11 protein-coding genes are annotated in these 13,613 nt (G+C 63.0%); 9 read left to right on the top strand and 2 right to left on the bottom strand.

Features of this window, described 5'->3' with window-relative positions:
• Nucleotides 1–66 precede the first annotated feature (66 nt).
• The gene (locus tag V6093_RS16255) at nt 67–804 is read left to right on the top strand and encodes a methyl-accepting chemotaxis protein (protein WP_375136179.1); all 738 of its coding nucleotides are present in this window, start codon (nt 67–69) and stop codon (nt 802–804) included.
• 138 nt (nt 805–942) lie between these two features.
• Here the strand turns inward: V6093_RS16255 and V6093_RS16250 are convergent, their stop codons facing one another.
• Nucleotides 943–1,983, bottom strand: a complete 1,041-nt coding sequence (locus V6093_RS16250) for a low specificity L-threonine aldolase (RefSeq protein ID WP_332730886.1) — start codon at nt 1,981–1,983, stop codon at nt 943–945.
• Between the two features lie 324 nt (nt 1,984–2,307).
• Here V6093_RS16250 and V6093_RS16245 point away from each other — a divergent pair, with 324 nt between their 5' ends.
• The 8 genes from V6093_RS16245 to V6093_RS16210 all read left to right on the top strand — a co-directional run bounded on the left by V6093_RS16245 (nt 2,308) and on the right by V6093_RS16210 (nt 12,093).
• Nucleotides 2,308–3,561 (top strand): serine hydroxymethyltransferase, encoded by a 1,254-nt coding sequence (locus V6093_RS16245; protein ID WP_003255681.1) that lies wholly within the window; start codon nt 2,308–2,310, stop codon nt 3,559–3,561.
• A 15-nt stretch (nt 3,562–3,576) separates the two neighbouring features.
• Entirely contained in the window at nt 3,577–4,827 is a 1,251-nt protein-coding gene (locus V6093_RS16240) for a sarcosine oxidase subunit beta family protein (RefSeq protein WP_003255680.1), read from the top strand.
• A 14-nt stretch (nt 4,828–4,841) separates the two neighbouring features.
• Complete coding sequence (locus V6093_RS16235; RefSeq protein WP_003255679.1) at nt 4,842–5,177, top strand: sarcosine oxidase subunit delta; 336 nt, start codon at nt 4,842–4,844, stop codon at nt 5,175–5,177.
• Complete coding sequence (locus V6093_RS16230) at nt 5,174–8,188, top strand: sarcosine oxidase subunit alpha (RefSeq protein ID WP_003255678.1); 3,015 nt, start codon at nt 5,174–5,176, stop codon at nt 8,186–8,188. The genes V6093_RS16235 and V6093_RS16230 overlap by 4 nt, the downstream gene beginning before the upstream one ends.
• Nucleotides 8,189–8,358: 170 nt before the next feature.
• Nucleotides 8,359–8,991, top strand: coding sequence for a sarcosine oxidase subunit gamma (locus V6093_RS16225; RefSeq protein ID WP_003255677.1), 633 nt, complete (start codon nt 8,359–8,361; stop codon nt 8,989–8,991).
• Between the two features lie 11 nt (nt 8,992–9,002).
• Nucleotides 9,003–9,860, top strand: a complete 858-nt coding sequence (gene purU / locus V6093_RS16220; RefSeq protein WP_003255675.1) for a formyltetrahydrofolate deformylase — start codon at nt 9,003–9,005, stop codon at nt 9,858–9,860.
• A 301-nt stretch (nt 9,861–10,161) separates the two neighbouring features.
• Entirely contained in the window at nt 10,162–11,361 is a 1,200-nt protein-coding gene (gene fdhA, locus V6093_RS16215; protein ID WP_011953256.1) for a formaldehyde dehydrogenase, glutathione-independent, read from the top strand.
• A 156-nt stretch (nt 11,362–11,517) separates the two neighbouring features.
• Nucleotides 11,518–12,093 carry a DUF2780 domain-containing protein gene (locus V6093_RS16210; RefSeq protein WP_047603163.1) on the top strand — a complete coding sequence of 192 codons (576 nt, stop codon included), beginning with the start codon at nt 11,518–11,520 and terminating at the stop codon, nt 12,091–12,093.
• 97 nt (nt 12,094–12,190) lie between these two features.
• Here the strand turns inward: V6093_RS16210 and V6093_RS16205 are convergent, their stop codons facing one another.
• On the bottom strand, nt 12,191–13,540 hold the full coding sequence (locus tag V6093_RS16205; RefSeq protein ID WP_143999470.1) for an APC family permease: 1,350 nt from the start codon (nt 13,538–13,540) through the stop codon (nt 12,191–12,193).
• Nucleotides 13,541–13,613: the final 73 nt, after the last annotated feature.

Genomic DNA, 13,613 nt, shown 5'->3' with positions numbered 1-13,613 from the left:
CGGGCCGTGGAGCAGGTAACCCAGGTGGTGGACAATACCGCTGAGCGCTCCGGGCGCCAGCAGGAGATGACCGAGATGGTCGCCACTGCTGTACACGAGATGGGCCTGACCGTGCAGGACATCGCCCGCAATGCCGGCGATGCGGCCCAGGCGTCGCAGTCGGCACGAGACGAGGCGTTGCAGGCCCGCGAGGTGGTGCAACGATCCATTCGTGGCATCGAGGGCATGTCGGGCGACATCGGCAAGGCGGCCGATGCGGTCAGCCAGCTGGCCGACGAAGTCGCCTCGGTCGATGAAGTGCTCGCGGTAATCCGCAGCATTTCAGAGCAGACCAACCTGCTCGCGTTGAACGCTGCCATCGAGGCCGCGCGGGCAGGGGAGATGGGGCGCGGGTTCGCTGTGGTGGCCGATGAAGTACGTACGCTGGCCCGGCGCACACAGCTGTCCACCGACGAAGTGCAGCAGATGATCCAGCGCCTGAAGCTGGGTGCAGGTTCGGCGGTGAGTTCAATGCAGGCAGGGCAGCAGGCGACCGGCAGTGGCGTGGAATCGAGCCAGCGCACCGGGGCATCGCTGAGCGCGATTACCGACCAGGTAGAGCACATCAGTGACATGAACCATCAGGTGGCTGCGGCGACGGAAGAGCAGTCGGCGGTGACTGAAGAGATCAACCGGACAGTACAAGGGATTTCCGACCTGGCGCGGGAGACGGCGGCAGAGGTGCAGGGGTGTCGGGAAGAATGCCAGGCATTGCGTGGTCTGGCCGATGACCTGGCGCGCCAGATGGGTGGGTTCAGGCTTTAGATTGCCGGGGCCGCCTTGCGGCCCTTTCGCGACACAAGGCCGCTCCCACAGAGGATTGCATCACCTGCAGGCGAGTGCATAACCCCTGTGGGAGCGGCCTTGTGTCGTGATAGAGGGCAAAGCCCTCCCGGCAATCTCTCAGCCAGCAATGATCGCGCGGATATCCGCCGCCAGCTCTCGCACCCGCGCTTCTTCGGTATCCCACGAGCACATGAAGCGCGCGCCACCGTTGCCAATGAAGGTATAGAAGCGCCAGCCCTTGCCCCGCAGCGCCTCGATGGCGTGCTCCGGCATCTGCAGGAACACCCCGTTGGCCTCAACCGGGAACATCAGCTCTACCCCCGGCAGGTCACTGACCAACGATGCCAGCAGCTGCGCGCAATGATTGGCGTGGTTGCCATGGCGTAACCAGGCGCCATCTTCCAGCAGCCCGACCCATGGCGCCGACAGGAAGCGCATTTTCGACGCCAGTTGCCCGGCCTGCTTGCAGCGATAATCGAAGTCTTCGGCCAGCTGGCGGTTGAAGAACAGAATTGCCTCGCCCACCGCCATGCCGTTCTTGGTGCCGCCAAAGCACAGCACATCCACACCGGCCTTCCAGGTCAGTTCGGCCGGGCTGCAGCCCAGGAAAGCACAGGCGTTGGTAAAGCGTGCGCCGTCCATGTGCAGGTTCAGGCCCAGCTCCTTGCAGGTGGCGCTGATCGCCTTCAGCTCGTCGGGGCGGTACACCGTGCCGACTTCGGTGGCCTGGGTAATGGTCACCACGCGCGGCTTGGGGTAGTGGATATCCTGGCGTTTGAGCGCCACTTCACGAATAGACTGTGGCGTCAGCTTGCCGTTGACGCTGGCCGCTGTCAGCAGCTTGGAGCCGTTGGAGAAAAACTCCGGCGCACCGCATTCGTCGGTTTCGACGTGGGCGGTCTCGGAGCAGATCACGCTGTGATAGCTCTGGCACAGCGATGCCAGGGCCAGGGAGTTGGCCGCGGTGCCGTTGAAGGCGAAGAACACTTCGCAGTCGGTTTCGAACAGCTTGCGGAAGTACTCCGATGCACGCTCGGTCCACTGGTCGTCGCCGTAGGCGCGGTCGTGGCCGTGGTTGGCTTTTTCCATCGCCGCCCAGGCTTCGGGGCAGATGCCGGAATAGTTGTCGCTGGCGAATTGTTGGCTCTTGTCTGTCATGGCACGGTCCTGTGAACGACGCAGATCAGCACTCTAAACCATCGATTCAGCACTTGCCTATACAACCCGTGCAGCGATTTCTGTTCATTACTGTGCCGGCCTATTCGCGGGCACGCCCGCTCCCACAATGGTCCTGCAAACGCCAATCACTGTGGGAGCGGGCGCGCCCGCGAAGGGGCCCGCATGGGTGGCACAAAGAGAATGTCGTAAACGCGCCATTGCAAGGCGTGCGCAGGCATCTGACCCGGCCCCGCCAGTCATAACATCGCCACAAAGGGCCACAGTGCCCCACGACAAAAAACGATCGCTGCCGGGAGATACACAATGTTCAGCAAGCAAGACCAGATCCAGGGTTACGACGATGCACTGCTGGCGGCGATGAATGCCGAAGAACAGCGCCAGGAAGATCACATCGAGCTGATCGCCTCGGAGAACTACACCAGCAAGCGCGTCATGCAGGCCCAAGGCAGCGGCCTGACCAACAAGTACGCCGAAGGCTACCCTGGCAAGCGTTACTACGGTGGCTGCGAGCACGTAGACAAGGTAGAAGCCTTGGCCATCGAGCGCGCCAAGCAGCTGTTCGGTGCCGATTACGCAAACGTCCAGCCACACTCCGGCTCGTCGGCCAACGGCGCCGTCTACCTGGCCCTGCTGCAAGCCGGTGACACCATCCTGGGCATGAGCCTGGCCCACGGTGGCCACCTGACCCACGGCGCCAAAGTGTCGTCCTCGGGCAAGCTGTACAACGCTGTCCAGTACGGCATCGACACCAACACCGGCCTGATCGACTATGACGAAGTCGAGCGCCTGGCGGTCGAGCACAAGCCGAAAATGATCGTTGCCGGTTTCTCGGCCTACTCCAAGACCCTCGACTTCCCACGCTTCCGCGCCATCGCCGACAAAGTGGGCGCACTGCTGTTCGTCGACATGGCCCACGTTGCCGGCCTGGTTGCCGCTGGCCTGTACCCGAACCCGATCCCGTTCGCTGATGTGGTCACCACCACCACCCACAAGACCCTGCGCGGTCCGCGTGGCGGCCTGATCCTGGCCAAGTCGAACGAAGAGATCGAGAAAAAGCTGAACGCCGCTGTATTCCCGGGTGCCCAGGGTGGCCCGCTGATGCACGTGATCGCTGCCAAGGCGGTGTGCTTCAAGGAAGCGCTGGAGCCTGGATTCAAGGCCTACCAGCAGCAAGTGATCGAAAACGCCCAGGCCATGGCCCAGGTGTTCATCGACCGTGGCTACGATGTGGTTTCCGGTGGCACCGACAACCACCTGTTCCTGGTCAGCCTGATCCGTCAGGGCCTGACTGGCAAAGACGCCGACGCCGCCCTGGGTCGTGCGCATATCACCGTCAACAAGAACGCCGTGCCGAACGACCCGCAGTCGCCGTTCGTCACGTCGGGCCTGCGTATCGGCACCCCGGCCGTCACCACCCGCGGCTTCAAGGTCGCCCAGTGCGTGGCCCTGGCTGGCTGGATTTGCGACATCCTCGACAACCTCGGTGACGCAGACGTCGAAGCCGATGTGGCGAAGAACGTCGCGGCCCTGTGCGCAGATTTCCCTGTCTACCGCTGAGTGGAGTCACACACCATGCAACGTTACTCGGGCTTCGGCCTTTTCAAGCACTCCCTCAGCCACCACGAAAACTGGCAGCGCATGTGGCGCACGCCAACCCCTAAAAAGGTTTACGACGTGGTCATTGTCGGCGGTGGCGGTCATGGCCTGGCCACGGCCTACTACCTGGCCAAAGAGCACGGAATCACCAACGTTGCCGTGATCGAGAAGGGCTACCTGGGCGGCGGCAACACCGCCCGTAACACCACCATCGTGCGTTCCAACTACCTGTGGGACGAGTCGGCGCACCTGTACGAGCACGCCATGAAGCTGTGGGAGGGCCTGTCCCAGGACCTGAACTACAACGTGATGTTCTCCCAGCGCGGCGTTTACAACCTGTGCCACACCCTGCAGGACATGCGTGACTCCGAGCGTCGGGTCAGCGCCAACCGCCTCAACGGCGTGGATGGCGAGCTGCTGAACACTGCCCAGGTTGCGGCCGAAATCCCGTACCTGGACTGCTCGAAGAACACCCGCTACCCGATCCTCGGCGCCACCGTACAGCGCCGTGGCGGCGTTGCCCGTCACGATGCCGTGGCCTGGGGCTTCGCCCGCGCTGCCGACGCCCTGGGCGTCGACCTGATCCAGCAAACCGAAGTGATCGGCTTCCGCAAGGAAAACGGCGCGGTCATCGGTGTTGAAACCAACAAAGGCTTCATCGGCGCCAAGCGCGTCGGCGTGGTCACCGCCGGTAACTCCGGGCACATGGCCAAGCTGGCCGGCTTCCGCCTGCCGCTGGAGTCGCACCCGCTGCAAGCGCTGGTATCCGAGCCGATCAAGCCGATCATCGACAGCGTGATCATGTCCAACGCCGTGCACGGCTACATCAGCCAGTCCGACAAAGGCGACCTGGTGATCGGTGCCGGTATCGACGGCTGGGTCGGCTACGGCCAGCGCGGTTCGTACCCGGTGATCGAGCACACCCTGCAGGCCATCGTCGAGATGTTCCCCAACCTTTCGCGTGTTCGCATGAACCGCCAGTGGGGCGGCATCGTAGACACCTCGCCGGACGCCTGCCCGATCATCACCAAAACCCCGGTCAAGAACATGTTCTTCAACTGCGGTTGGGGTACTGGCGGCTTCAAGGCGACCCCCGGTTCGGGCAACGTCTTCGCCGCGAGCCTGGCCAAGGGCGAAATGCACCCACTGGCCGCGCCGTTCTCCATGGACCGTTTCTACAACGGCGCACTGATCGACGAACACGGCGCCGCCGCCGTCGCCCACTAACCGGAGACACCGTCATGTTGCATATTTTCTGTCCCCACTGCGGCGAGCTGCGCTCCGAAGAAGAGTTCCACGCCTCTGGCCAGGCACACATCGCCCGCCCGCTGGACCCTAACGCCTGCTCCGACGAGGAGTGGGGTACCTACATGTTCTACCGTGACAACCCACGCGGTATTCACCATGAACTGTGGGACCACGTTGCCGGCTGCCGCCAGTACTTCAACGTCACCCGTGACACCGTGACCTACGAAATTCTGGAAACCTACAAGATTGGCGAGAAGCCGCAAGTGACCGCCAATGGCAAAGCCGCCAGCGCCACGTCGACCGTCAAAGGCCAAGGGGAAAAAGTATGAGCCAGACCTATCGCCTCGCCAGCGGCGGCCGTATCGACCGCAGCAAGGTCCTGAACTTCACCTTCAACGGCAAGACCTACCAGGGTTATGCCGGTGACAGCCTGGCCGCCGCGTTGCTGGCCAACGGCGTCGACATTGTCGGCCGTAGCTTCAAGTACTCGCGCCCGCGCGGCATCATCGCCGCCGGTACCGAAGAGCCGAACGCCATCCTGCAGATCGGCTCCAGCGAAGCTACCCAGATCCCCAACGTGCGCGCCACCCAGCAGGCACTGTACGCGGGCCTTGTCGCCACCAGCACCAACGGCTGGCCGAACGTCAACAACGACGTCATGGGCATCCTCGGCAAGGTAGGCGGCAGCATGATGCCGCCGGGCTTCTACTACAAAACCTTCATGTACCCCAAATCGTTCTGGATGACTTACGAGAAGTACATCCGTAAAGCCGCCGGCCTGGGCCGTGCACCGCTGCAGAACGATCCAGACAGCTACGACTACATGAACCGGCACTGCGACGTGCTGATCGTCGGCGCCGGCCCTGCTGGCCTGGCTGCTGCACTGGCCGCTGCGCGCAGCGGTGCCCGCGTGATCCTGGCTGACGAGCAGGAAGAGTTCGGCGGCAGCCTGCTCGACACCCGCGAAACCCTCGACGGCAAGCCTGCTGCCGAGTGGGTCAACGCCGTGGTCAAAGAGCTGGAAGGCCTGCCGGAAGTGACCCTGCTGCCACGTGCCACGGTCAACGGCTACCACGACCATAACTTCCTGACCATTCACGAGCGCCTCACCGACCACCTCGGCGACCGCGCCCCGATCGGCCAGGTTCGCCACCGCGTGCACCGCGTCCGCGCCAAGCGCGTGGTACTGGCTGCCGGCGCCCACGAGCGCCCGCTGGTGTACGGCAACAACGACGTGCCGGGCAACATGCTGGCCGGTGCTGTTTCCACCTATGTTCGCCGCTATGGCGTGGCGCCGGGTCGCAAGCTGGTACTGTCGACCAACAACGACCACGCTTATCGCGCCGCGCTGGACTGGCACGACGCGGGCCTGCAAGTGGTCGCCATCGCCGACGCCCGCCACAACCCACGTGGCTCGCTGGTTGAAGAAGCGCGTGCCAAAGGCATTCGCATCCTCACCTCCAGCGCCGTGGTCGAGGCCAAAGGCAGCAAGCACGTCACCGGCGCCCGTGTGGCGGCGATTGATGTGCAGGCACACAAAGTCACCAGCCCAGGCGAAGTCCTCGAGTGCGACCTGATCGCGTCCTCGGGCGGTTACAGCCCGATCGTGCACCTGGCTTCGCACTTGGGCGGTCGCCCGGTATGGCGTGACGATATCCTTGGCTTCGTGCCGGGCGATGCGCCGCAGAAGCGTGAGTGCGTCGGTGGTATCAACGGCGTGTATGCCTTGGGCGATGTGATTGCCGATGGCTTCGAAGGCGGCGTCCGCGCAGCCACCGAGGCCGGTTTCAAGGCCACTGTCGGCACCCTGCCAAAAACCGTGGCGCGCAAGGAAGAGGCCACCGTGGCACTGTTCCTGGTACCGCACGACAAAGGCACCAAGGGGCCGAAGCAGTTCGTCGACCAGCAGAACGACGTGACCGCAGCCGGTATCGAGCTGGCCACCCGTGAAGGCTTCGAGTCGGTCGAGCACGTCAAGCGCTACACCGCGCTGGGCTTCGGTACCGACCAGGGCAAACTGGGCAACATCAACGGCCTGGCCATCGCCGCCCGTTCGATCGGCATCACCATCCCGGAAATGGGTACCACCATGTTCCGCCCCAACTACACGCCGGTGACGTTCGGCGCGGTAGCGGGCCGTCACTGTGGTCACCTGTTCGAGCCTGTGCGCTTCACTGCCCTGCATGCCTGGCACGTGAAGAACGGCGCCGAGTTCGAAGACGTCGGCCAGTGGAAGCGCCCGTGGTACTTCCCGAAAGCCGGCGAAGACATCCATGCTGCCGTCACGCGTGAATGCAAGGCCGTGCGCGACAGCGTGGGCCTGCTGGACGCCTCGACCCTGGGCAAGATCGACATCCAGGGCCCGGACGCGCGCGAATTCCTCAACCGCATCTACACCAACGCCTGGACCAAGCTCGACGTGGGCAAGGCCCGCTACGGCCTGATGTGCAAGGAAGACGGCATGGTCTTCGACGACGGCGTAACCGCCTGCGTCGGCGACAACCACTTCATCATGACCACCACCACCGGCGGCGCTGCCCGCGTGCTGCAGTGGATGGAGCTGTATCACCAGACCGAATGGCCAGAGCTGAAGGTGTACTTCACTTCGGTCACCGACCACTGGGCCACCATGACCCTGTCCGGCCCTAACAGCCGCAAGCTGCTGAGCGAGCTGACCGACATCGACATGGACAAGGAAGCCTTCCCGTTCATGACCTGGAAGGAAGGCAACGTCGGTGGCGTGCCGGCCCGCGTGTTCCGTATCTCGTTCACCGGCGAGCTGTCGTACGAAGTGAACGTGCAGGCCAACTACGCGATGGGCGTGCTGGAACAGATCATCGAGGCCGGCAAGAAGTACAACCTGACCCCGTACGGCACCGAGACCATGCACGTACTGCGTGCAGAGAAGGGCTTCATCATCGTGGGCCAGGACACCGATGGTTCGATGAACCCGGACGACCTGAACATGAGCTGGTGCGTTGGCCGCAACAAGCCGTTCTCGTGGATCGGCCTGCGTGGCATGAACCGCGAAGACTGCGTACGTGAGAACCGCAAGCAGCTGGTGGGCCTGAAACCGGTCGACCCGACCAAGTGGCTGCCGGAAGGCGCCCAACTGGTGTTCGACCCGAAACAGCCGATCCCGATGGACATGGTCGGCCACGTCACCTCCAGCTACGCGTCCAACTCCCTGGGCTACTCGTTCGCCATGGGTGTGGTCAAAGGCGGCCTCAAGCGCATGGGCGAGCGTGTCTACTCGCCGCAGGCGGATGGCAGCGTGATCGAGGCGGAAATCGTGTCTTCGGTGTTCTTCGATCCGAAGGGTGAGCGGCAGAACGTCTAAGGCCCCCGGTCCAACCGGTGCCAAGCGTGGAATGAGGTCTCTGTGGGAGCGGGCGTGCCCGCGAAGAGGGCGGTGAATTCAACATCGCATTCGCGGGCATGCCCGCTCCCACAGGATGGCCGTCTCCCGCAGGCATCGTGGTCGAATCCAGAATTCAAGGCAGGTAAGAAATGAGCGCTATCAACGTCTTCCAGCAAAACCCCGGTGCCGAGGCCAAAGCCCAGTCGCCACTGCACCATGCCGACCTGGCCAGCCTGGTAGGCAAAGGCCGCAAGAACGCAGGCGTGACCCTGCGTGAACGCAAGTTCCTCGGTCACCTCACCCTGCGTGGTGATGGCCACAACCCGGAATTCGCCGCTGGCGTGCACAAGGCCCTTGGCCTGGAGCTGCCCGTGGCGCTGACCGTGGTCGCCAACAAGGACATGTCGCTGCAATGGGTCGGTCCAGATGAGTGGCTGCTGATCGTACCCGGCGGCCAGGAGCTGGCAGCGGAGCAAAAGCTGCGCGCGGCCCTTGAAGGCCAGCACATTCAGGTCGTCAATGTCAGTGGCGGGCAAAGCCTGCTGGAACTGCGCGGCCCGAACGTGCGCGACGTGCTGATGAAGTCCACCAGCTATGATGTTCACCCGAACAACTTCCCGGTGGGCAAGGCCGTGGGCACCGTGTTCGCCAAGTCGCAACTGGTGATCCGCCGCACTGCAGAAGACACCTGGGAGCTGGTAATTCGCCGCAGCTTCGCCGATTACTGGTGGCTGTGGCTGCAGGACGCTTCTGCCGAATACGGCCTGAGCATCGAAGCCTAAGGAGCAAGAACATGAGTCGGGCACCGGATACCTGGATTCTCACCGCCGACTGCCCGAGCATGCTCGGCACCGTCGACGTGGTGACGCGTTACCTCTTCGAGCAGCGCTGCTACGTGACGGAGCACCACTCCTTCGATGACCGGCAGTCGGGACGCTTCTTCATTCGCGTCGAGTTCCGCCAGCCGGACGATTTCGACGAGGCAGGCTTCCGGGCCGGCCTCGCCGAGCGCAGCGAAGCGTTCGGCATGGCTTTCGAGCTGACCGCACCCAACCACCGCCCCAAGGTGGTGATCATGGTGTCCAAGGCCGACCATTGCCTGAATGACCTGCTGTATCGCCAGCGTATTGGCCAACTGGGTATGGATGTGGTGGCCGTGGTGTCGAACCACCCGGACCTCGAACCCTTGGCGCATTGGCACAAGATTCCTTATTACCACTTCGCCCTCGACCCCAAGGACAAGCCTGGGCAAGAGCGCAAGGTGCTGCAGGTGATCGAGGAGACCGGTGCTGAGCTGGTCATTCTTGCCCGCTATATGCAGGTACTGTCGCCCGAGCTTTGCCGTCGTCTGGATGGTTGGGCGATCAATATTCACCACTCGCTGTTGCCGGGTTTCAAAGGCGCCAAGCCTTATCACCAGGCGTACAACAAGGGCGTGAAAATGGTCGGTGCCACGGCGCACTACATCAACAACGACCTGGACGAAGGGCCGATCATTGCCCAGGGCGTCGAGGTGGTGGATCACAGTCACTATCCCGAAGACCTGATTGCCAAAGGGCGGGATATCGAATGCCTGACATTGGCGCGCGCGGTGGGTTATCACATCGAGCGGCGGGTATTCCTGAACGCCAACCGGACTGTCGTTCTGTAGTAACCGGTGCGGGCCTCTTCGCGGCTAAAGCCGCTCCTACAGGTACAGCACAGCCCTCGGGTTGGTGTGGTCCCCGTAGGAGCGGCTTTAGCCGCGAAGAGGCCCGCACCGGCCGCCCCTCCGTTTGCCCATATTCCCCAACGACACCCCTGCCGCTAAAAGGCATCTCCCTGTCGCTTCCAGTCAGTGCGTCCGGCGCCATCCGGCCCACAATTCCCTGCATTCCAGTAGTACATGCCGCCCACGGATGGCGGTGCTTCAACCAACGCTGCATAAATAATAATCAAGCGAGGTACAAGCAATGTCTGGCAATCGTGGAGTGGTATATCTCGGCGCCGGCAAGGTCGAAGTGCAACACATCGACTACCCGAAAATGCAGGACCCGCGCGGCAAGAAAATCGAACACGGCGTCATCCTGAAGGTGGTCTCCACCAACATCTGCGGTTCTGACCAGCACATGGTCCGTGGCCGCACTACTGCCCAGGTCGGCCTGGTCCTGGGCCACGAAATCACCGGTGAAATCGTCGAGAAGGGCCGCGATGTCGAGCGCATGCAGATCGGCGACCTGGTATCGGTACCGTTCAACGTCGCCTGCGGCCGCTGCCGTTCCTGCAAAGAGATGCACACCGGTGTCTGTCTCACCGTCAACCCGGCCCGCGCCGGCGGTGCCTACGGCTACGTCGACATGGGCGACTGGACCGGTGGCCAGGCCGAATACGTGCTGGTGCCATACGCCGACTTCAACCTGCTGAAGCTGCCTGAGCGCGACAAGGCCATGGAAAAGATCCGTGACCTGACCTGCCTGTCCGACATCCTGCCCACCGGCTACCACGGTGCCGTAACCGCTGGCGTCGGCCCAGGCAGCACTGTCTACGTTGCCGGTGCCGGCCCGGTCGGCCTGGCCGCCGCTGCCTCGGCGCGCCTGCTGGGCGCCGCCTGCGTAATCGTCGGTGACCTCAACCCGGCCCGCCTGGCCCACGCCAAGTCGCAGGGCTTCGAAGTGGTCGACCTGTCCAAGGACACCCCGCTGCACGAGCAGATCGTCGACATCCTCGGCGAGCCGGAAGTGGACTGCGCTGTCGACGCCGTCGGCTTCGAGGCCCGTGGTCATGGCCACGAAGGTGCCAAGCACGAGGCCCCGGCCACCGTGTTGAACTCGCTGATGCAAGTGACCCGCGTGGCCGGCAACATCGGTATCCCGGGCCTGTATGTAACCGAAGACCCAGGCGCAGTGGATGCCGCTGCCAAGATCGGCGCGCTGAGCATCCGCTTTGGCCTGGGCTGGGCCAAGTCGCACAGCTTCCACACCGGCCAGACCCCGACCATGAAATACAACCGCCAGCTGATGCAGGCGATCATGTGGGACCGCATCAACATTGCTGAAGTGGTAGGTGTGCAGGTGATCAACCTGGATCAGGCGCCGGAAGGGTATGGCGAGTTTGATGCGGGTGTGCCGAAGAAGTTTGTGATTGACCCGCACAAGATGTGGGGTGCGGCGTAAACATCCGAAGAGCCCCTCCGTGGAGGGGCTTTTTCACTTGGCTGGCTCAGCCGGACCTGCGGCTCACCCGCAGGTAACGAACGGTCGGAACAAAACCCCAAACCACGAGTCAAACCCCTCGTTTCCCGGCCATCCCGGCCAACGAGGTCCCTCCCGATGAAAGCATTCACCCTGGCAACCGTGATGACCCTGGCCGCTAGCCCGGTGTTCGCCTTCAACCTCAGCGACGCTGCCAACGCCGTGTCCGCCATGCAAAACCAGACACAACAAGGCCAGGTGCAGGCCCCCGAGGCTCAGGCCAATCTGCTCAACACCCTCGGCAGCCAGTTGAACATCACCCCCGAACAGGCGGTAGGCGGGGCAGGAGCCATGCTGGGGCTGGCGCGCAACAACCTTAGCGGCGATGACTATGGGCAACTGACCAAGGCGGTGCCGGGCCTGGACCTGCTGGCCGGTGCAAATGCGCTGGGCGGGTTGAGTGGTTTGGGGGATTTGCTCGGCAAGAACAGCGAGAGCCAGTCGGCGTTGAGCAACGCACTGGGCAACAACGTGGAAAACCGTAGCGACCTGGACAATGCGTTCAAGGCGCTGGGGATGGATACCGGGATGATCGGGCAGTTTGCGCCATTGATTCTGCAGTATCTGGGGCAGCAGGGCATTGCCGGGTCGTTGTTGCAGAATCTGGGGAGTTTGTGGACTACCCCAGCGCCATTGGCCCAGCCTTCGGTCTGAGGATTCTAGCGACAGCCCTCAAGCCATGAGCTGAGTTCTGTAGGGGCAGCCTTGTGTCGCGAAAGGGCTGCCCCCACAAAAGCGAAATTGCATCTGGTCAGACAGCTTCGGAGAAATCCACCAGGCGCACCGCGCGGCGGAAGCCCGCTGTCAGAACTGCCAGGTACGCAAGGCCCAGGGCAAACCAGCACAGGCCAATCACCAGCGTCAGCGCCGACAGGCTGGTCCACAGCCACAAGGTCAGCCCCAGCCCTACCAGCGGCACCAGACCATAGTTCAGCAGGCCTTTGAAGTTGCGCTGCGAGGCATCATCCATCAGGTGTGTTTTCACCACCGCCAGGTTCACCGCCGAAAACGCCACCAGCGCACCAAAGCTGATCAGCGAGGCGAGGGTAGACAGGTCGATCACCAACGCTAGCAGCGAGAACGCCGACACCAGCGCAATGGCGAACACCGGCGTACCAAAGCGCGGGGACAGGTAACCAAAGCTGCGCCGTGGCAGTACGTTGTCACGCCCCATGGTGAACAGGATGCGCGACACCGCGGCCTGTGAGGCCAGCGCCGAACCCAGGCTGCCCGCAACATAAGCAGCGGTGAAGAAGTTGGTGAGAAACTGCCCGCCTGCCTTGAACATCACTTCGTTGGCCGCTGCATCGGCATTGGCGAAGCTGCTGCCTGGCAGCACCAGCTGGCTGACGTAAGCCAGCACGGTGAACAGCAACCCGGCGAACAGGGTGGTGAGGATGATCGCCCGTGGCACGTCGCGGCGTGCGTTGCGGCATTCTTCGGCCAGGGTCGATACGGCGTCGAAGCCCAGGAACGACAAGCACAACACCGCTGCGCCAGCCATCAGGTGGCCAAAGCCAGGTTTACTGCCATCGCCGATTAGCGGCGACAGCAGGTCGAGCGGCTGGCCAGCCAATGTCTGGCAGGACAGCGCGACAAACACGCCAATGAACACGATCTGCGCGCCGACGATCAGGTTGCTGGTCTTGGCCACCGAGTTGATACCGACCACGTTCAGCACTGTCACCAAAGCGATGCATGCGAGCACGAAGGCCCAGGCAGGCACTGCGGGGAACGCAATGTTGAGAAACAGGCCGATCAGCAAGTAGTTGATCATCGGCAGGAACAGGTAATCCAGCAACAGCGACCAGCCGGCCAGGAAGCCGACATTGGGGCCGAAGGCCATGTTGGTGTAGGAATAGGCCGAACCCGCGACCGGGAAGCGCTTGACCATGAAGCTGTAGGACGCGGCGGTGAACAGCATGGCCACCAGGGTGACCAGGTAGGCGCCGACGGTGCGGCCACCGGTAAGTTCGGTGACGATGCCGTAGGTGGTGAAAATGGTCAGCGGGACCATGTACACCAGGCCGAAGAACACCAGGGCGGGGAGGCCGAGAACACGTCGAAGCTGGGCGGGGTTAGAGCTGGGTGGGTTGGCCATTGATCGATCCAGGCATTTTTGTAGTTGTGCTGTGGTCGATTTTTATCCACTTAGGTGGGGGAAGACAAAAAAG

Source organism: Pseudomonas putida group bacterium ESBL64 (genome assembly GCF_045277175.1).
GTDB classification, from domain to species: domain Bacteria; phylum Pseudomonadota; class Gammaproteobacteria; order Pseudomonadales; family Pseudomonadaceae; genus Aquipseudomonas; species Aquipseudomonas alloputida.
The sequence above is the reverse complement of the archived record's forward strand: the minus strand, read 5'-3'. Positions and strand labels throughout refer to the sequence as shown.